The sequence below is a fragment of the Alkalimarinus coralli genome (assembly GCF_023650515.1).
GTDB lineage: Bacteria > Pseudomonadota > Gammaproteobacteria > Pseudomonadales > Oleiphilaceae > Alkalimarinus > Alkalimarinus coralli.
The window spans coordinates 3,488,292-3,508,170 of sequence record NZ_CP096016.1; the positions used below are offsets into that span (position 1 = coordinate 3,488,292).

Here is a 19,879-nt window from a genome sequence, read left to right on the forward strand (position 1 = left end):
ACGACTCGGCTTACTGCCTCAATCAAAGCCTCGACCAAAGACTTTAATACCCTGATGAGAGAGTAATACCATGCCAACCAGAATACTCATTGTCGAAGACGAGCCAAAGCTCGCAGCCATAGAATCCGACTACCTGACTCAATCCGGTTATAATACGTCTATTATTTCAAATGGTATGGACGTTGTACCTTTTGTTAAGCAAACACCACCTGATCTCATACTGCTGGATCTGATGTTGCCTGGCAAAGACGGCATGGAAGTCTGTAAAGAGATAAGACAGTTTTCCAATACCCCTATTATTATGATCACTGCCCGGGTGGAAGAAATTGATCGATTGCTGGGGTTGGAGCTGGGAGCAGACGACTATATATGCAAACCCTTTAGCCCCCGGGAAGTCGTCGCCCGAGTTAAAGCGGTGTTAAGGCGCAGCCAGCCTGCCACTGACACAAGTGCGCTATCAAACACTCTGTCCTTAGATGAAAGCCGCTATAAAGCGCTCATTAAAAATGAGGAAGTATCGCTTACAGCCGTAGAGTTTCAGCTGCTGAGCAAACTATTTTCAGCCCCTGGCAGGATCTATTCCAGAGAGCAGCTAATGGATCATATCTACAGCGACCACCGCGTAGTCAGCGACCGTACGATTGACAGCCACATCAAGAAAATCAGAAAGAAAATTGCTGAGGTCTGCCCGGAAAAAGAGCTGATCCATTCTGTTTATGGTGTCGGTTACAAATATGAAGTCCCGGAAGACTAATTAAGACGACTCGACCCAAGCTCTATTCCCCGCTTCATAGAACGTTCTTCTATCCGGTAGTTTGGTAATCGCCTACTTAACGAATTTTGAATAGGCTATGCACCATCAGGTCGGGCAGAACAAGGAGTGATGTCGCGAAGATTACAGAAAATAGGTTACAGGAAATAGATTACAGGAAATAGGTGCCAGACAAAAAGAAGCCGCCCTGTTGGTGTAAACTAACAGGGCGGCAGAGCGAGTGCTGACAACTTTCTAACTGAGTGACTAACTGCACCAAAACGCTAGCAGAAATACATCTCGTTCAGGTAAACAGCCAATGCATCCATATTTTGTTGTTCAAGATCCGAATGAGGTACAAAGATTTCTAATTCCACGACAATTCTCTCCTAGCCTTTTATAAGCTCTGCCGATCCGACGCCCCTGAGTTATGTCCATCGGGATATCGGATAATTTGTTTAAGTTACGCGCTCATAGTAGCTAAAATATATTTCAGTCGCTTGACAGTATGGGTCGATCATTTGACTATTTGTTGCAACCTGTAAACAACCTTTAACGATGCTCAAACTGGTATATAAGATCCAGCGAGCTGCTGAGTCCGCCTGCCGCTTCAATAAACAGGTTAGGCTGAAGCCGGTAACGCACGGCCACTGTTTTCGCCTCATCATAAAGGCTTGTACCGTATTTCAAGTAAATATCAGGAGACACGTAACCACTCACCTCCAGGCTGGTACCCTCCTCATCTGACTGAGTACTTATTTGCAGATCAGTAACGCCTATCTTGTTGGCCATTTTCTCGGTAAAGTCGCTTGTACCAAAGACCCCCGCAGATAGCACCATATTATTTAAAAGAGCCGAGTTATTTGACTTTTGATCAGGGGGCCGTCCGGTTAGCAAATAGTAAATAATACTGCTTTCGTTCATAGTCGGTTGCGAATAAAAGATCACCTCCGGTTCAGCCGCTGGTCCGGTTACCTTCACCCCCACTTTCACAGCGCTGCTAGGAATAGAGCGCATCGCGTCAAGCTGAAGGTCGGGTGAATCAAGCGGGCCATTGAATATGAAAAGCCCCTCTTTAACCGTTAAGCGCTGACCAAATAGGGTATAGAAACCGTCTTCTGTCGCAATCTCCCCTATACCAACCAGCTCACGCCCCGGTCGTTGCCTCAACAATAACCGGCCTGTGAGATAGGTGTTCACACCAAAACCTCTGAAATACACATCATCACCCAGAATCAAATTGATATCTGCCCGGTAACGCCATGGGCTAGCATTGGAATCCTCCTGACTATCTCCAATGACAACCGCATCACTGGAGACCGATTTAGTGCCTTCAGGGAGCTTGTCCAGCTTAATTCGAGCATGAGGCACTTCCAGCGTCCCGGATAAGTCGGCAAAGCCCTGTTTAAGCTGTAGCTTCAGATCCGGTTTTAACTTGAGATTAACACCTGAGCGAGGCGTAATGTCGAACGACTCTGAGGTTAAAGAGGTATTCAATACCCACTCTTGTTGCCAGTTAAGGTTCCCACTTAAACTGGCTTCACCACCCGACAGCTTAAACGAGCCACTGTAATCAAGCTGCTGCTGACTGAATTCTCCCTCTACACCAATCTTATGAAAACGGTCGGGTAAATAGTCGCTCTTAAACTCACCATCAGACAGCCTGAATTGCCCTGATAAATTTGGCTTATTAAGCGATCCCGCCACATTTAACTGACTCGAGAACAGCCCCTTAAGCGTCTCAACAGCAGGCAAAAGTGGCTGCATAAAGTTCAGGTTCAGCTCGTTTAGCGAAAATTCACCCTCCAGTAACCGTTTTTTAGCAATATCAGTCAGTCTCATCTGGCTTTCGGCATCACCTAACTGGGGAGATGAGAACTGAGCCTTCATGGTGATATTTTCATTCTGCATGGTCGATGAAAGGGTCAGTGGCTCAAAAACTATCGACACTGATGGGCTGGAGTCATCTTTTAAGTGGTGCTTTGAGCGACTGTCATAGACTTGCGGTCTGAGTCGCTGCAATAACAGATCCAGTTTTGGAACACGCAATGCGATTTCAGCATCAATGGTGCCACCGGTTTTCTGACTTATTTTGGCAAACCCGCTGAGTTCTCCCTGTAGCCCTACGTTCTCAATACGGTTATCCGCTAACCCCTTAACGTTCCAACGTTGAATAAGTTGGTTGAGAGGCTGTGCTTCTGTATTGAGCCATAATGAATAGCCATTAACCGGGTCCCAGGTCGCGTCTTTATGGTTGCAGATCTCAACATCATCATCGACAAGGCAAAACGGTTCAATCAACAGGGCCTTGCTGGCAAAATTCCAATTAACAACAATGGGGGTTTTATTCCTAACCGTAAGCAGTGAATAAGGATAGGTATCTGAGCGCCACCGTACATCTGCACACCGGCTTTCAACTTGCCCCTTATCCGGTGGCGTAAAATTCTGGCTGCCCTGCCCCAGCTCCCAGGTTAAGTCACACTGTGCAGTGGCAGTACCTGTGTCACTGAGTGTGACCCCCGCTTTGACAGACGTGCCATTAATATCACCCTTTAACTGCCAGTCGGTCGATTCAATCTCAACGCCTTGGTAGGTTAACGCCTCGGCGCTGAATACCAGCATGCTCGGTTGAAAACCCGACTGCACAATGTCAAACTCCGCCTCAATAGCACCTACGGATATGTCATCATAATTCAGCTTGCTGGATGTCACCCTTCCACTAATGTCAGCTTTTTCGATTGAGCCATCAAGACTGACCGCCCCTTCAACGGCACCTTTCAACTCCGGTATCCAGCGTTCCGGTTCGGGAATGTCAAAATGCGCTTCAACCCCCTTGAACTCTTTACCATTCGCGCCCAATGAACCACTAATATTAAGGCTGTTAAGCCCCGAAGACGCGGCAAGCTCTTTCACATGCCACATTTCAGTGTCATAGCTGAATGCAGCATGCCCCTCAATGGGGTATTGGTTAATTTGCCCTGCAAAGCGCTTAAGCAAAAAGCTGATATTTGGCCTCTCACTAGCAGTGCCTGAAATACGCCAGTCGCTGTCAAAAATAACAGGATACGGCACTGGCGGAGTCGCAGAGTCAGGAAGACTGATTTGATGGAGGGCGAGCTGGTGAGTTTGTATACTGAAATCAAACGGCATCTGCTCGCTAGTAACCCATGCCCCCTGCAGTTGTAGCTGACCATATTTAGAGTCGATAGTAGCGCTATTCAGTTGCAAGCGATCTTCTATCCATTGTGCATCGAGCGAAACCGTTAACTCACTCCAATAGGCAGTTTTCAGACGGCTTTCCACCTCAAGGGACAGGTCTCGGAGACTGGCATCAGCAGAGAACTGCGAAATATCCAGCGGTGTCGTTTCACTGCCTAGCGGAACAATCCATGATGCAGGTGAGTCGAAACTTACCGACAACGGCAAACGAGGGTCATCAAAAGAGATTGTTGACGAAAGCTGTGCCGGCCAATCGCCAGACAGCTGACCTTTTATGTCAAAGGCTAACTGACGACCATGCAGCTCAAATTCAAACGCCAGTGGCTGTTGACTTATATCAGCGGGAAGCGGATAGTCCACTCGCCCGACAAACTGACTGATCCACGGGTTCGAAAAATCCAGCTCTCCTTTGCCAGATAACCCCAGCCCTTTTAGATCTGATCCGTTGTAGCTGGCGGCAAAGTCCGACAGCGAAAGCAAGGTATCTACCCAACGCCCGGAAAACTTAAGGCCGTTAATGATGTGACTCTGCCCCTCGATGGTTAATTGCAGGGTTTTAATATGGGTTTCATCGATCACAAGGCCTACCGGCATAGAGATAACCGGTAGCCCATCATCAGCGGGTGAATCATCCTCGGTACCGGGTAGCACCGTGATTTCAAGGCGTGCCGCATAGAGGGGCTCAATGCATAGTTTATTATTCAATAAACAGAGTGGTGACCAGTTCAGGCTGACAGAGTGAGCCGTAACCACCACTGACTCTTCACGCCACTGCAAGCGGCCAACCGTTAAGTCACCCAGTACATAACCTTCAACATCATCCAGCTGTAGTTCTTGCAGCTGCTGGCTCGCAACCCCGGCAATAAACTGCGTGCCTTCGCGGGTTGATAACAACCATGCCAAACCAATCAGCACAACCACACCGAAAACATAGAGCAGCCATCGCAGCACTTTTAATGCAATAACGACGGCTGAAGGGAAATTCACCACTAGCCACATCACAACGGTGGCCCCATGGAGATATGCAGCATGATAGGGTTTTCGGCATCGCTATCTAATGGGTGTGCCAGATCAACTCGCACCTCACCTATGACAGACAACCAACGAGCGCCAACGCCCACACTGCTGGAGAATGACTCGTCAGGGTCATCATAAGCCCGACCAGAATCCGCAAAAACAGCACCCCGCCAATGCTCGGCAATTCGACCACTCAGCTCCAGGCTGCCAACATTAAGGTAGCGCCCACCAATGAGTTCGCCCTCTTCATCTCGAGTTGCCAAAGACCGGTAGTCATAGCCTCGAACCGTTTGATCACCTCCGGTATAGAAGCGCCTTGAAACCGGCACTTTAAGCAGATCGTCTGTTGCAATACCCCCAAGTTCCAGCCGTGAAAGAAGCCTGAAGGATGTTTTACCTAGCGGGGTAAGCCAACGAACACCCGCATGCGCTTTAAAAAAACTGGCATCAGCTCCCAGTTCGGTTGAACTTCCAGAAAACGTTAGCCACAATCGATAACCATGTGCCGGGCTGCGGCCTTTGTCCAGTTCACTTCTCATCCAGCCAATTTTGGGCACTAAATAAAAAACATCAACCCAATCATCATCAGACTGTCGATAACGTTCATAGTCTGCACTTACACCATAGCGCAGCTGCCAGTTGTTCTCTTTAAGGTTAAGCCTTGCCACGCCGACATTAAACAGGCTCGACTCAGTGCTTTCGATCTCCTGATGAAGGAACCCGGTATCAAACATCAGAAAATGTGTCAGCGGCTTCTGCAACGGTATTCGGTAGGTGGCACTGACCTCTTGTTCAGGTTTCGAGACTTCCAAGGTAGAGTTCCAGGCGTGCCCTCTGGTTCCAATAACAGGCATGCCCCAGTTAAAGCGCACCCTTGGGCCATTGTCGGTGTCAAACCCTAGCCCCACCTCAAATTGATGCTGGCTGGTATCTTCTGCACTCACCTTTAGGTTAACCTGCTTCTGCCCCTCTCGAACAACCCGTTCCGTATCCACCGAAACCGACGAAAAGTAACCCGTTTCGTATAGTTTCCTTCGAAAGGAGACCAGCAACTCTCGTTCATAAGGGGCCCCTTGTTTAAACGGCACGATGGTATGTAGAAATTCAGAGCTAAGCTGACTGCCATCAAAGGTGACCTCACCAAAGTGGTAACGCTCGCCACTCTTCATCATCAGTCTGATTTGTGCATCATTACGACGTACATCCACCAAAAGTTCACTTTCCGTATAATTCGCATCGAAAAAGCCAAGACTTTGCGCCTTCTGCATTAGCGCTTTTTTCAGTGCGTCATATTTAGAGTGATCCAGCTGCTCTCCAGCCGTAAGCGGATGATCTTTGATTATTTTATTGAATACCGGCAGTTCAGCAGCTGGGCCATTTATTTTTATGTGAGGCGCCAGCAAAACCACTGGCGGCCCGGGGGCCAGCTCAACTATGACCTTGTCAGGGGCCAGCTCAATCGTCCACTCGCAGTGATAATAACCCAATACTTGGACTGCATCGGTTACCAGACTATTAAGCCTTCGCTCCAAAAGCCTTGGATTACGAAGTTCCGCATCATCAACATCTCCGATACGGGCTTTTACATTATCCGTTAACGCTTTATCCCCCCCTGTAACAATAACCTCCACATTCGCCAATACAGATGGGCTTGCAAGAAAAATTAAGACAAAAAACACAAGCCCGTTGAGGGCCCAATGGTGAGCGAGTGCTGCCGTAAAACCGTGACCGTTATTTCGTCGTTTCAAAGAACACCTGACAGTCTGAATTCAAAGCCTTACAAACCGAGTAATGAAGTAAATTAAAGTGATATCGTACCATGAATAACCTTCACCGCTAACTACCAGGCAAAACAGACCTCTTTGCATTTTCCTTAAAACCTGAAATACTGAATAGTGACAAATCAAGAACGTTGGGCAACTTAAACCACTCACACGTCTAAGGATTGATCACTGTGGTAATGACTGCAAAAGACAAACAAGACGATAACAACGAAGTCACAGTAAATGCCTCTTCCACTCGCTCGTTATCGGGCTACCTTATTAAAAAAGGGCTCTCAAAAAAGAAGCTGGAAGCCCAGACCGGTCTGACACTGAGTAAGCTTGACCAGCCGGATCAACGCATTCCCATTGAAACTTTTCAATCCCTGTGGGACATTGCCGAACAGTTTACCAAAGACCCGGCGGTCGGCCTTCATGTCGGAGAGTCATCCAACCCCGACGATATGGGAGTGGTAGGCCATATATTCTTCAACAATGCCACGCTGGGAGAAGCATTAAAGCAATTTGAAAGGCTCTATAAGCTGGTCAACCAAGGCATGCGGGTAGAGTTTTATGTCGATGATGACTTTGCCTATCTAAACTATATTTGCGAGCGGCCGGAGTATTACTCCCGCGCCAACATGGATCGTACCATGGCCATCTCTGTGATAAGAGCACGCACACTGATTCGCTCAAAATTAAAAATGGAGTATGTTGCTTTCGCGCACCCTGAACCGGGTTACATAGACGAGTATCAACGGATATTTCAGTGCCCGATCAAATTTGATCAGCCCCACTGCTCGATTGTCTTCAAGAAACAGTTTCTGGCGTTTGAACTTCCCAAACGTAACCCTTACCTTCACAAGGTACTGACCCGACACGTTGAAACACTGCTGAACAAGATCAGGCCCAAAAAATCACTCTCGGATCAGGTCAAAGTCATTGCCTCCAAGCAATTGCCAAAAGGCGATATTGATGCAGAGAAGGTAGCCTCACAACTCTGTATGAGCCGCCATACCCTCTATCGAAAACTAAAAGCCGAAGGCAGTTCTTTCCAGGAACTAATCGAAGCCGTTAGAAAAGAAAAAGCCATTCGTTATATTAAAGAAAAACGTTACTCGCTCAGTGAAATTGCGTTCTTACTCGGTTTTTCAGAGCTCAGCGCCTTTAGCCGGGCCTTTAAACGCTGGACCGGTTCGTCACCAGCAAAATATCAGAAATAACAATATCTTGGCAGGCTTTAGCAGGCATGCGAGTGCCTGCCAATTTGCTCAAATGCCTACCCATTCCCTAACGACTAATTACTCGTAGCAATCATACTGCCAGGCTTTATAACATGTCGGTCTAAACGTTCAGTTCAATAAATGATCAATCCATTACTATACTTGGATTAATTACGTGACTCCGTACACGCGGGCAAAACCTGTGGCACAGCAGACGGATTAACCTGATGCAGCAAAACGGGTACACCATACCCACCGCATCAAGTCGGCCAAAAGCCAATCTCCGTTGATACCTTGTGCTAAACGTGAATACCGGATGTTTCACTTAGAAGGCCATTGGCCCCATCGTTATCGAAACATTAACGATACACCTGCGAATGCGGGCTAAGTGAGATGTTCGTTGCTGGAGGATTAGCGATGTTCCAACGACTCAAAGCCAACAAAGCACACGACCTTCATTTTAAATATGACCCTGACTCAGGGCTCAAAGCCATCATTGCCATTCATGATACCCGCAAGGGCCCCGCACTGGGCGGTTGCCGATTCCTTCACTATAACGCCGCGGATGATGCCATTAACGATGCATTACGCTTGGCAAGAGGAATGAGCTACAAAGCGGTGATGGCAAACTTGCCGCAAGGAGGAGGCAAATCAGTCATTATGAAGCCTAACGGGCACTTTAACCGTCAAGAATTGTTTACCGCTTTCGGTCGGTTTGTTGAAGAGCTCAATGGCCGCTATATCACTGCCATCGACAGTGGTACCTCTGCGGTTGAGATGGATATCATTAATCAGCAAACAAGCCACGTTACCAGTACCAGTCATGAAGATAACCCCTCTATTTATACCTCGCAAGGTGTCTTTGAAGGTATAAAAGCGGCCGTCAAAAGCACGTTCAAACAATCAAATTTAAAGGGCATTACCGTTGCAGTACAGGGGCTGGGGAATGTCGGTTATCCGCTGATCCAGTCACTTCACCACGCAGGCGCCAAGCTTGTCGTGACCGATATCAATGCCGACCGGCTTCAGCAGGTCGCCAAGGAGTTTAACGCTACCGCCGTTGCCCCCGATGAGATTTACGCAGCCGAATGTGACGTCTTTTCTCCGTGTGGGTTAGGCGCGATCGTCAACCACCACACCATTCCCCAATTCAAATGCAAGGTTATCGCGGGTTCAGCCAATAATCAGCTAGCAACCGAAGAAGACGGCTTGCGACTCTTTGAAAAGGGCATCTTGTACGCCCCTGACTATGTAATCAATGGCGGAGGGTTGATCTATGCCTCGATGAACCACATCCATCAACCGGCCGCCGATATTGCCAAAAAAACCAGTGAAATCGCCGCAACGCTAAGCGAGATATTTGCAGAATCCAGCGCCCAGAACAGACCCAGTAGCGAAGTTGCCGACCACATTGCTCAGCAGCGGCTCTACCGGGAATAACAATATTCAGTCAGCAGCATTAGTCCGCGGGTCGATGATACAGGGGGCTCAGGGAGAACAGGATGAATAGACAATACGATTTTTCAATCAGCTCAACGCAGTATATCGCTGACGACGGCCAGCTTATCAAACCGCTGCCCAACACGGTCAACCATGACTTGCTATTGGAGGCCTATCAAAACATGGTACTGATTCGAGCGTTTGACCAAAAGGCCGTTGCACTGCAACGCACCGGTAAACTGGGCACTTACCCGTCATCACTAGGCCAGGAAGCCATTGGTATTGCCATTGGGCTGGCGATGCGTAGCGATGATGTCTTCGTCCCGTACTACCGTGATCATGCTACGCAGTACCTCAGAGGCGTTTCGCTCACAGAGATTTTACAGTACTGGGGCGGTGACGAACGAGGCAGCGACTACCAACACTGCAAGGAAGATATGCCTGTTTGTGTGCCTATCGCTACTCAGTTTTGTCATGCCGCTGGGATAGCGTCAGCATTTAAAATTCGCGGTGAAAAAAGAGCCTCAGTGGTAACTGGCGGGGACGGCTCCACCTCAAAAGGCGACTTTCTCGAAAGCCTCAACCTAAGCGGTGTTTGGCAATTGCCGATGGTAATGGCCATCAATAACAATCAATGGGCCATATCGACCCGCAGAGAGGTACAGTCTCACGGTGAAACACTCGCACAGAAAGCCATTAGTGCGGGTATTCCCGGTGTTCAGGTTGACGGCAATGATTTTGTCTCACTCTACGATGCCATGCTCACGGCATTAAATCGGGCTCACTCAGGCAAAGGTCCGACCCTGATTGAGGCGGTCAGCTACCGACTGAGCGATCACACCACAGCAGATGACGCCACACGCTATCGCAGCAATGAAGAACTCAAAAAAGGCTGGGACCTGGAACCGGTTAAACGTTTGCGGGATTACCTTCACCATCAGCATTTATGGGATTCAGACAAAGAAACCCAACTCCAGCAGCAGGTTAAGCAACAGGTCGACAAAACCGTCGAGGAGTACCTGAACATCAAACCTGAACCACCATCTGCAATGTTCAACCACCTGTTCGAAGTACTCCCCGTCCCTTTACAACAACAGTATCAGGAGGTCTGCCTACTGGGTGGAGCAGGAGGTCAGCATCGTGAATAGCAAAGCAAGGGTCAGCGAGACAAGCATAGACGCCCCTCACCCAGTCGATGCAAATAATACCACGCCATCCAATCAGACCATGGTTGAAGCCATTAACCTCGCACTGGCACATGCCATGGAAGAGGATGACAGTGTGGTGATGCTGGGTGAAGATGTTGGCGCAAACGGCGGTGTATTCAGAGCAACAGTAGACCTCAGAAAAGAGTTTGGTTTAAAACGCGTTATGGATACGCCCCTAGCGGAGGCACTCATTGGCGGCATAACCATTGGCATGGCCAGCCAGGGTCTTAAGCCGATTGCTGAGATTCAGTTTATGGGGTTTATTTATGCAGCAATGGAGCAGATTATCAGCCATGCATCCCGACTGCGTAACCGCACCCGAGGCAGGCTAAGTTGCCCGATGGTGATTCGAGCCCCATTCGGTGGCGGCATTCATGCACCAGAGCATCATTCCGAGAGCACCGAAGCGCTATTTGCCCATATACCCGGTATTAGAGTGGTCATTCCCAGTTCACCCCTTCGGGCCTACGGGCTGCTGTTGTCTGCCATCAGAAACCCCGACCCGGTTCTGTTTCTCGAACCCAAGCGCATCTACCGCGCGGTGTCCCAACCAGTTATTGATGATGGCGTCGCCCTGCCATTAGACACCTGTTTTACATTACGAGAGGGCAGTGACCTGACCCTGGTGTCATGGGGAGCGATGATTCAGGAGACGCTGAAAGCCGCAGAGCTAATGGCAGATAAAGGAGTGGACTGTGAGGTGATCGATGTCGCCTCTATCAGCCCACTGGACATTCACACCATTGAATGCTCAATCGCTAAAACGGGCCGCTGCATTATTGTCCATGAAGCGGCAAGAAGCGCAGGAGTTGGTGCAGAGATAGCTGCTCACCTTGCGGAGCACTGTCTATTAGACATCAAAGCCCCGGTTAAGAGGGTGACGGGGTTCGACACCATCATGCCCTACCTCCGTAACGAAGGTTACTACCTGCCCAGCGTTGAACGAATTGTTCATGCAGTTAACGATGTTATGGCATTTGACTAACCGCTCAGGTGGAGAGTATCAAGAAGGTGAATTCATGAAATATTTTAAACTGCCAGATTTAGGGGAAGGTCTGCCAGAAGCCGAAATTGTACAGTGGCACATAAAGGCAGGCGACACCGTAAAGGCTGACCAGCTAATGGTAGAAGTTGAAACGGCTAAAGCCATTGTGGAAATTCCCTGCCCTCAGGATGGAAAGGTGGTCGCGCTATTTGGCGAAACAGGCGACATCATTCATACCGGAGAGCCGTTGGTGGAGTTCAAAAGTGATCAACAAGACGATGGCGGAACCGTAGTCGGCCAGCTAAAAACTGCTGAAGTTGGTTCAGCAACCGACCACTTTATCATCGGCGCAGCCCCTTCGAGCCAACAGGCTCATCACGTAAAAAGTACGCCGGCCGTGCGAGCCCTCGCCAAACATCTCAATGTCGACCTGGAGCAACTGACCCCTGCACCCGGTAAACAGATGATTAACGCAGACGACGTAGAGAAAGCCGCCAAACTGCAACAAACCCACGGTGAGGCCCATGTGTTAAAAGGGGTCAGGCGCACAATGGCCAAAGCGATGGCCCTATCGCACGCCCAGGTGGTGCCCGTTACCCTGATGGAAGATGCAGACATCAACGACTGGAGCCCCGACACAGATCTCACTATGAGACTTATTCAGGCCATATCGAAGGCCTGTAAAAAGTCACCTAACCTGAATGCCTGGTTTGATGGCAACACCCTCAGTTTGCGGCTGCTCAACGAAGTTAACATTGGTATCGCCGTCGACTCTGACGAAGGGCTCTTTGTACCCGTGCTCAATAACGTTGGCAAAAGACCACTTAAAGAGCTACGAGAAGGCCTTGACCAGATGCGGGCGGATATTAAAAAACGCTCGATTCCCCCAGCTCAAATGCAGGGCGCAACAATAACACTCTCAAACTTCGGCACAATTGCAGGCCGTTACGCCAACCCGGTTATTGTGCCCCCGCAGGTCGCCATCATCGGCTGCGGCGTGGCAAGAGACGAAGTCGTGGCCAGAAATGGCGAAATGGAAATCAGAAAAATATTGCCTCTCTCACTCACCTTCGACCATCGAGCTGCTACAGGCGGCGAAGCGGCGCGGTTTATGGCCGCATTAATTGAGGATTTGCAGTCTGCATGAGGTGGACATGAGAATATCCCGGTTTCAGCCGGGATATTGGTATTTTTAAGCATGAGCCTCAATGTCGAGGGAACGATACCCCTCCTTCCATGCCTAAAGAAACTCTATAGCTATCACCATGTTTGTATATTTGTAGAGAGTCCTCTTTTATTTTCCCCAGCAATGGCGAAGACTTCCAAACAATATTTCCAGTCTTGGTTGATGCAATGGCAAGTTGATCTCGATATGGATACCCAGCTGAATTATCTACAAGCACAAACAAATAACAGTTTTCACTTGTGCAATCAGGCAGTAGTTTAAATTTCTCTAGCTCTATTGTACCGTACACCCTTGAGGTTTCAGTCAAGTCCGTTGAAAAAGATACGAATTTTTGACGCTTGCCTGGTTGAGAGTAATCAATTGAAGCAATAACGATGTCAACTAAACTATCACCATTAACATCACCTACTACTAACTTATTGCCATAATAGTAAAGTGAATCTAACGTTTTGCTCCTATGTAATACAACCCCGTCTGTGGACTTCTTGTATATTTTTATTGATGTACTGTCCAGGGTAATAACTTCTGAAACTCCATCTTTATCAAAGTCATAAACCGCTGAGTCTTCAACTCCGTCATTAAGTCTATCGCTGCTCCATATGAGTGATTGATCAAAAAGATCAAATATCTCAATACGGTTTCGTGCTATGGCTACAAGATCCATTTTGTTATCCGCATTCATGTTGGCATATTGGAGTTTGTATTGAGAATTCTCACTACTTGAAACTGTCCACTCTTCGATATCATTACCTATATCGTATACTTTAAGTCCGCTACCGTTTGTCAGGCGTGAAGAGAATACGGCCTCATCAATAAGGTCATTATCGTAATCAAAACCCGTAAACGACAGGTAATTTGCATAGCCAGCGTTAACATCTGAGCTTATTGTTGGCATGCCCGTCAACGGAGAAAACTCTAGAATTCTATAGCTAGAATCCAAAACACTTCTGGCAAAATAAGAATAGTTTGATGGACCCTGATGCAGAGTTAGATAATGCCCACCTAAGTTAACCCCTTTCCAAGTAGCGTCCTGCCATTCTAGGCTTTGACCATTATAAACGAACAGCCTTCCTTTATGAGATCCTACCCATTCGATATCGCCATCATTATCAACATCGCCATGCGTTAAGCTGAAAGTTGCCCCCTGATTGTCACTTTTAACACCCACATCCTTGTCCTCGGTGTCTGAGGATTTCAGGTCAAGAATAGAGAAGGCATTCGTAGAGCTACAATTTGATATTACAACTTCGTCTTGAGCATCCGCATCAAGATTTAAGGCCTTAATGCCGCAACTATGTGTTCGATCTTGTTGTGAAACCAACACTTTATTTAAAACGTCAAAAACTTTGAGTTTGCCCCTATAATTACCATCAACAGCAACCAGTTCAGTATCGCCATCGCCATCAGTATCTCCCAACGCTAGGAATGCGCCAAACGTCTCTGTATAAAGCCATTGATTAACTTTTGAAGCTCCATCAAAAACATACCCTCCGCTAGTGATAATTTCTAACTGAGAATCGTTGTCGGCATTCCCCACTGTCATACTTTTTCCGAGACCATTTCGACCTAGAGACCACTCTTTTACAAGTGTTTCTGCATCAAAAACAACAAGGCTGTCTTGATTTGAGTAAGAACCATAGGATCCAAGAATGGTAACTTCGAGTGTACTATCAGCATCAACATCATTAACGCTGATTCCCTTTACGTAAGACATGTTAGTTAATTCAGCTTCTGCCAAAATTTCTTTGCTCTTGCCGTCTAAACGATAAATTTTATCTTCAGTCGTGACAAATATATCAGAATACGATTTTGAGCCTATTTTTCCCGTCGTTGCTCCAGTTGCGCTTTTGTTTCCCAGCCTTTCATCCAGTATCCAGTTTTGCTGGTAATCGTTATTGCTAAAAGTAAGCGTATATAGGAGCTGCTTTTCCTCTGAGAAGACCAGCATTTCGTTTTTCGTGTCACCATCAAGGTCAACAATATGTATATCATCTTCTCTGTTTGGAGTAGAAAGAGGCGTCCTAACAAAGTTGGCAGAGCCTTTACTATCAATTTTTATTTCAACCTCTTTTAACACCTCGTGTCCCGGACTAACAACCACAACACCGTAAATCGCGGTAGAAAATCTAGTAACCGGTAATGCATTGGCAGTCCACGTGATGCGGCCACTTTGGTCAACGGACATCCCGTCAGGCCCATAAGCCAATTTATAACTGAAAGATCCACTACTCGAATTTAAGACATCAATTTGTGCACTGTACACTTCACCGTTTTTGAGCTCAGCAGGGCCTGTAACATTGAACTCTGCGGGCTCTCCAGAAACGACTATAGTAATCTCTTTAGTCGTGGTGGCACCATCGCTATCAGTTACTATAATTTCAAGAACATAGGTTCCTGCCAGATTTGCAGTAATTTCCATAATGTTCCAGGAGGAAACCTCTACATCAAAAGTACTCCCTTCCGGCTGGCTCTTAATTTTCCATTGTGGGTTTATAAAATCGTAATCGCTATCAATCAGGTCTACCGTAAGAAAAATGACTTCATTTTTATTGCCGGTCACGCTATCTTCGGCACGTATCTCAGGCGCGTGATTCTCCGTTTTGTCATCTTCATATTGGCTGAGTGCAGTTGCGCCAAACCAAGTAGCATAATCATATTCGCCATCACCATTTTCATCTAGCAACAACCTATAACCCTGTTCAGAATATTGAGTAACCGGGTCAATTCCTTGTTCAGGAAAGAGCAGTAAAGAGCTTTCATTTGCTCCGGACATTACTGCAAACACGCTTTGCTCATCCAACCCTAAAGTCACATATCCTAGATTAGACTGATACAGTTTGCCGCTCAAAGTCTGTGTTTGCTGTTCGCTATCTAGGGTATATATAAAATCTTTAAGGTAAGTCGTTTCATTTTTGATATTGTCTTTGATTAGTAAGTCCGATTCGATGTGACGCTGAGACGATAGGTTTGAGCCCTCAAATCGAAAGTACACATGGCCATCCAACTCTCTATGATAGTTTTCGGCTTTGGACGTATAGCTTTCAAACGTTTGCCGACCTTCACTGACCAAGCCACCTTGGTCTTTACTGATGATTTCGTAAGTGATCTTTCCGTTATAAGTCACACTGTAAAATCGGCAGTTATTATATGTAACGGTAGAGGTTCCAAGACCAGATGCTTCATCAATATCTTCAACGATTTCTAAAGTCCCAGAGTCGCAATGTTCCGTTCCCGAATTATAAGAAGTAAACGCTTGTTTTGTGAATTGGCTAAATATCGACTCCTTTAGATAAGGAATGTCACTATAGCTGGTACGTTGGGATGATATTAGTCGGTGTGCTTGAGGACCATCGGAGGAAACATTGTATGCAAGCTGAGGATAAGCAGATGCGAATACCTTAGATGTTATTTCAGTATAACTGTGTGCTGCCAATTTGGATGTTGAGGTATCCAGCGTTGCTAGGCTCTGATCACCTTTATATTTTGCATCAAGCCCCGTTCCTGAAAGCGTACTTGTACCACCGGAACTGGCAGAGTCACTGCTGCCTCCGCCTCCTCCACCACAACCAACGAACAACAGGCTTACAGCAATTACTACACAACCTCTAAACACAAGGCTTCTCCATCTTTGATTGAAACAAACTAAGTCCAGCGGCCGCTAAATGCGATGGCAGGACACAAATCTGGAATGAATATAGTGATCTAAGGAACGAGAAAACAAGGTTAGCGATTGCTAGCCCCTTCCATGGCCCTATAAAGTTAAGCATTCCATCGAAAGCGCGCGATTGTATTTTACTGGCTTAAAAATGAACAGGCTTGTTTGATATCAAGAATGAAAATTTAAGTAAAATGAAGAGGGCAAGGAGAGTCTGAATGAACACGTGAACTCACTTCGTTCAACATATACCGGTACACTTCCGGCCCTGTTTGGAGACACTCGCATTACTCGGCAGGGCTAACAGGTGAATAGGGGGCTTATTTGTTCTCGAGCATCAAGTCAAAGCTAGGTGATCATTGAAGATTAAGGGCTAGAAACAGGCTTGATACTTTCCTGCCGACACTTTCTGGCTAATGAGTGCTGCCGGTAGTTACCAATAGTAGCCTCTACTCTACCCTCCGCTCAGTGCTTGAAAAATATACACCGTGCCATCTTCCGCTACCCGGTCTGTGAGCGCGTTTCTATCAACAATGAGATTATCATTTATGCTAATTAAAACATGTCGGCGCTGAGCCCCATAGTCATTAAGTACATAATCCGAAAAACCAGGGGTAATCTCGTTAACCGAACGAACAACATCAGCCACTGAGCCTTCCGGCACTAATATTTCACGGTTCTCCAACACCGGGAAGAAACGGTAAAGGTGGGATGTCATTTCTACTCTAGGCATCGTATTTACCCAAATCGTACCGAGTAGATTGGCGGAAAGTTATTCCCCAGGCATTGCCAGGTCTCTCCACGGTCATCTGACACGTAAAGATTGCCGGTGGTAGTGCCAAAACACAGGAAGTCACCGCAAACATCCAAGCCATGCCTGAGGACGATATCATATGCGTTCTCCTGCGGTAGGCCGCTACGAAATGTTTGCCACGACGCACCGCCATCGGTGGTTCTCGCGACAAACAAGCCACCGTCAATAGCCATACGTTCTGAGTCTGCTTTCGCGGGCACGACCCACGCGGTATGTCCATCTTGAGCGTCCACCGCGATGGGAAAGCCAAAGTGCACTCCACTCTCTGGCATACTGACTTTATTCCAGTTCTGTGCACCGTCTTTACTAAAAAAAACACCGCAGTGATTTTGTTGCCAAAGAAAGTCTGGTTGTCCAGGACAAGCAGTTACAAAATGCGGATCATGTCCCCATTCTGCCTTCGGGTTGGGCATGTAGTCCATTAACATTCCCTTATTACGGGCGGCCCAGGTGCGACCACCGTTGGTCGTTTCGATTACCCCGACCGAAGATGCGGCAACATAAAGGTGATCAGGGTTACGGGGGTCAACAATAATTGAGTGGATACCCGGCTCGAAAACACCATAGTCAATACTGGCAGGTGTGCCGTCCCACTTGTTCTCGCTGGTCGCGTCACCACTGAACAAGTCTCCGCCACGACTCTCATGGTTCCAAAGTGGTCGATTGAGCTGCCAAGTCTCTCCGTTATCATCACTGAAAAACAACCCACCCGGAATCGTCCCGGCATAAAGCCTACCCGCTTGAGATGCGCTGCCAAATTCAATATTCCAGATCTTTAACACCGAGGCCGCTTGGTATTCAGGCTTCCCAGCCGGCGCGTTCGGGTCAAAGTCCGGGGTAGGTATGGTTTTGGCAATGTATCGCGCACCCGCGGGGTATTTTATAGCAGGCCTTTCCTTCCATGTTTGGCCACCGTCCTCAGAAGAAGATAGCTTTGGCCCCCAATGGCCATGATCTAAAGATGCCCATAGCCGCTAGTTCCCAGTTCGTAACAATCATCAATATTTTCGGCCTTAAATTTATATACGCCATCCTCATATAAAAAAGGTTCAGCATAACTAACCGACGAGAATAAAAAGAATAGATACACGAAGGATATTTTTTTCATATTTCTCCATACTTGCCTGCACATAACGCCGCGAACACAGGTGACAAATATGGAGCGCGAAGCGCGGAGTATTTGGCATCCTGTGCTTTGCCTGGTTAAGTTTTTTATAAGCTCGCTTCTCTATTTAACGCTTCAGATGCCCATTGATTTATACTTTGCCCGCTTAACTCCGCTGCCGTAGCAACAGCTGCGTGAATTTCAGGACGAATGCGTAGCATTAGCTTACCTGAATATGGTTTTTGAGGTGTCTTACCAACTGCATGACATGTTTCTAGGTAATCATTAACAGCTTCTTCAAATGCAGTTTTTAACTCTGAAACTGTTTCTCCATGAAAGCCTACAACGTCTTTTATGCCTGCAATATGCCCGATAAAACACTCATCTTCTGAACTAAACTCTATGCGAGCAGCATAACCCTCATATACCATTGAATTACTCATGGCTCTACTCCTAGTTGTTTGAGAAAGGTTCGTGCATCTCTGACTTGATATGGTTTTGCTTCTTTTTTCGGGTGTGGTCGATGGAAACTCGCAATAATTCCATTCTTATGGAACCTTACTCGAGAACCATTGCCTTCTATTACTTCAACTTCCAAAGATACAAAAAGAGATTCAATATCTTTCCACGCTAAAGAGGATGATACCGGATCAGTGCATATAGCTTTCAAAGTGCGCTTTTGTTTAGAATTCATCCCTTAATGATATCACATGGCGATATCATAACAATCTATTTCTTGAAACTTAACGCCGCGTTAACCGCGCGAGCCGAAGGCGAGTCCGGTTGAACGCTTGGTTATGTTTATTTATTGTGTTAGTGTGTATTAAATTCAAGCATTGTACACACAGGTGTTTTTATGAGAACAAACATTGTAATTGATGACGAACTAATGGCAAATGCTTTAAAAGTAAGTGGCTTAAATACAAAGAAAGATGCTGTTGAAGAAGGCTTGAAGCTACTAATTAAGCTAAATGAACAACAGGCTGTACGGAGTTTAAGAGGCAAAATACACTGGGAAGGCGATTTAAACGAAATGCGAGGCGATAAGTGATTATTGCTGACACAAGTGTTTGGATTGATTATTTTAACGGTGTAGTGAGCCCTTTTACCGATGAGTTAGACAAGCAATTAATGGAGGGAAATGTTGCTTTAGGCGATTTAATATTGCTTGAGATATTGCAGGGAATAAAGAGCGACAAAGAATACAATAAGACCAAGTCGATACTTGGAAAACTAGACCAATATGAAATGCTTGGTCATAGGATGGTATTGCAATGTGCGGACTATTATCGATTGCTGAGAAAGCGAGGCGTTACGATAAGGAAAACAGCGGATGTGATTATTGCGACTTTTTGTATAGATAATAAATTGCCACTTCTCTTTACCGATAGAGATTTCAAACCGTTTGTAGAACACTGCGGATTAATTTCAGCTATTTCAAAAACATAACGCCCGCATTTGCGGCTGGAACGGAATGGTTTTGTTTGTGCCAAACTGGCGAAGCCAGGCACAAGCA

The 19,879-nt window shown here is 46.8% G+C and carries 15 protein-coding genes; 8 read left to right on the plus strand and 7 right to left on the minus strand.

What is annotated here, in order from left to right; genetic code table 11:
• The first annotated feature begins 70 nt into the window (after nucleotides 1-70).
• Nucleotides 71-754 carry a response regulator gene (locus tag MY523_RS15645; protein ID WP_250655618.1) on the plus strand — a complete coding sequence of 228 codons (684 nt, stop codon included), beginning with the start codon at nucleotides 71-73 and terminating at the stop codon, nucleotides 752-754.
• Nucleotides 755-1,303: 549 nt separating this feature from the next.
• Here the strand turns inward: MY523_RS15645 and MY523_RS15650 are convergent.
• Together MY523_RS15650 and MY523_RS15655 are read right to left on the minus strand one after the other, a co-directional pair.
• Nucleotides 1,304-4,969, minus strand: a complete 3,666-nt coding sequence (locus MY523_RS15650; protein WP_250658834.1) for a translocation/assembly module TamB domain-containing protein — start codon at nucleotides 4,967-4,969, stop codon at nucleotides 1,304-1,306.
• Nucleotides 4,969-6,735 (minus strand): autotransporter assembly complex protein TamA, encoded by a 1,767-nt coding sequence (locus tag MY523_RS15655; protein WP_250655619.1) that lies wholly within the window; start codon nucleotides 6,733-6,735, stop codon nucleotides 4,969-4,971. Before MY523_RS15655 ends, MY523_RS15650 begins: the two co-directional genes overlap by 1 nt.
• A 212-nt stretch (nucleotides 6,736-6,947) precedes the next feature.
• Here MY523_RS15655 and MY523_RS15660 point away from each other — a divergent pair, with 212 nt between their 5' ends.
• The 5 genes from MY523_RS15660 (at nucleotide 6,948) to MY523_RS15680 (ending at nucleotide 12,750) form a co-directional block, all read left to right on the plus strand.
• Complete coding sequence (locus MY523_RS15660; protein ID WP_250655620.1) at nucleotides 6,948-7,970, plus strand: AraC family transcriptional regulator; 1,023 nt, start codon at nucleotides 6,948-6,950, stop codon at nucleotides 7,968-7,970.
• A gap of 417 nt (nucleotides 7,971-8,387) precedes the next feature.
• Nucleotides 8,388-9,410: a Leu/Phe/Val dehydrogenase gene (locus MY523_RS15665; protein WP_250655621.1), complete on the plus strand. Its 1,023-nt coding sequence runs from the start codon at nucleotides 8,388-8,390 to the stop codon at nucleotides 9,408-9,410.
• A 62-nt stretch (nucleotides 9,411-9,472) separates the two neighbouring features.
• Nucleotides 9,473-10,558, plus strand: coding sequence for a pyruvate dehydrogenase (acetyl-transferring) E1 component subunit alpha (gene pdhA, locus MY523_RS15670; protein ID WP_250655622.1), 1,086 nt, complete (start codon nucleotides 9,473-9,475; stop codon nucleotides 10,556-10,558).
• Nucleotides 10,551-11,603, plus strand: coding sequence for an alpha-ketoacid dehydrogenase subunit beta (locus MY523_RS15675; protein ID WP_250655623.1), 1,053 nt, complete (start codon nucleotides 10,551-10,553; stop codon nucleotides 11,601-11,603). The genes pdhA and MY523_RS15675 overlap by 8 nt, the downstream gene beginning before the upstream one ends.
• Before the next feature lie 34 nt (nucleotides 11,604-11,637).
• Nucleotides 11,638-12,750 carry a dihydrolipoamide acetyltransferase family protein gene (locus MY523_RS15680; RefSeq protein WP_250655624.1) on the plus strand — a complete coding sequence of 371 codons (1,113 nt, stop codon included), beginning with the start codon at nucleotides 11,638-11,640 and terminating at the stop codon, nucleotides 12,748-12,750.
• A gap of 58 nt (nucleotides 12,751-12,808) precedes the next feature.
• Here MY523_RS15680 and MY523_RS15685 read toward each other — a convergent pair whose 3' ends face one another.
• From MY523_RS15685 to MY523_RS21990, 5 genes are all read right to left on the minus strand, one after another.
• Complete coding sequence (locus MY523_RS15685; RefSeq protein WP_250655625.1) at nucleotides 12,809-16,402, minus strand: FG-GAP repeat domain-containing protein; 3,594 nt, start codon at nucleotides 16,400-16,402, stop codon at nucleotides 12,809-12,811.
• A 496-nt stretch (nucleotides 16,403-16,898) separates the two neighbouring features.
• Nucleotides 16,899-17,177, minus strand: a complete 279-nt coding sequence (locus tag MY523_RS15690) for a ubiquitin family protein (RefSeq protein ID WP_250655626.1) — start codon at nucleotides 17,175-17,177, stop codon at nucleotides 16,899-16,901.
• 5 nt (nucleotides 17,178-17,182) lie between these two features.
• Entirely contained in the window at nucleotides 17,183-18,040 is an 858-nt protein-coding gene (locus MY523_RS15695; RefSeq protein WP_250655627.1) for a sialidase family protein, read from the minus strand.
• A gap of 430 nt (nucleotides 18,041-18,470) precedes the next feature.
• On the minus strand, nucleotides 18,471-18,806 hold the full coding sequence (locus tag MY523_RS15700; protein ID WP_117618980.1) for a type II toxin-antitoxin system HicB family antitoxin: 336 nt from the start codon (nucleotides 18,804-18,806) through the stop codon (nucleotides 18,471-18,473).
• Nucleotides 18,803-19,057 (minus strand): type II toxin-antitoxin system HicA family toxin, encoded by a 255-nt coding sequence (locus MY523_RS21990; RefSeq protein WP_370301089.1) that lies wholly within the window; start codon nucleotides 19,055-19,057, stop codon nucleotides 18,803-18,805. Before MY523_RS21990 ends, MY523_RS15700 begins: the two co-directional genes overlap by 4 nt.
• 162 nt (nucleotides 19,058-19,219) lie before the next feature.
• Here MY523_RS21990 and MY523_RS15705 point away from each other — a divergent pair, with 162 nt between their 5' ends.
• Together MY523_RS15705 and vapC are read left to right on the plus strand one after the other, a co-directional pair.
• Nucleotides 19,220-19,414, plus strand: a complete 195-nt coding sequence (locus tag MY523_RS15705; protein ID WP_250655628.1) for a type II toxin-antitoxin system VapB family antitoxin — start codon at nucleotides 19,220-19,222, stop codon at nucleotides 19,412-19,414.
• Nucleotides 19,411-19,812 (plus strand): type II toxin-antitoxin system VapC family toxin, encoded by a 402-nt coding sequence (gene vapC / locus MY523_RS15710; RefSeq protein ID WP_250655629.1) that lies wholly within the window; start codon nucleotides 19,411-19,413, stop codon nucleotides 19,810-19,812. Before MY523_RS15705 ends, vapC begins: the two co-directional genes overlap by 4 nt.
• Nucleotides 19,813-19,879: the final 67 nt, after the last annotated feature.

Excerpts from the sequence above, each read along its gene's own strand:
- MY523_RS21990 (WP_370301089.1), bottom strand. The coding sequence starts at position 19,057 with ATGAATTCTAAACAAAAGCGCACTTTGAAAGCTATATGCACTGATCCG.
- MY523_RS15690 (WP_250655626.1), bottom strand. The coding sequence starts at position 17,177 with ATGCCTAGAGTAGAAATGACATCCCACCTTTACCGTTTCTTCCCGGTG.
- MY523_RS15660 (WP_250655620.1), top strand. The coding sequence starts at position 6,948 with ATGACTGCAAAAGACAAACAAGACGATAACAACGAAGTCACAGTAAAT.
- MY523_RS15650 (WP_250658834.1), bottom strand. The coding sequence starts at position 4,969 with ATGTGGCTAGTGGTGAATTTCCCTTCAGCCGTCGTTATTGCATTAAAA.
- pdhA (WP_250655622.1), top strand. The coding sequence starts at position 9,473 with ATGAATAGACAATACGATTTTTCAATCAGCTCAACGCAGTATATCGCT.
- MY523_RS15665 (WP_250655621.1), top strand. The coding sequence starts at position 8,388 with ATGTTCCAACGACTCAAAGCCAACAAAGCACACGACCTTCATTTTAAA.
- MY523_RS15705 (WP_250655628.1), top strand. The coding sequence starts at position 19,220 with ATGAGAACAAACATTGTAATTGATGACGAACTAATGGCAAATGCTTTA.
- MY523_RS15680 (WP_250655624.1), top strand. The coding sequence starts at position 11,638 with ATGAAATATTTTAAACTGCCAGATTTAGGGGAAGGTCTGCCAGAAGCC.
- MY523_RS15700 (WP_117618980.1), bottom strand. The coding sequence starts at position 18,806 with ATGAGTAATTCAATGGTATATGAGGGTTATGCTGCTCGCATAGAGTTT.
- MY523_RS15645 (WP_250655618.1), top strand. The coding sequence starts at position 71 with ATGCCAACCAGAATACTCATTGTCGAAGACGAGCCAAAGCTCGCAGCC.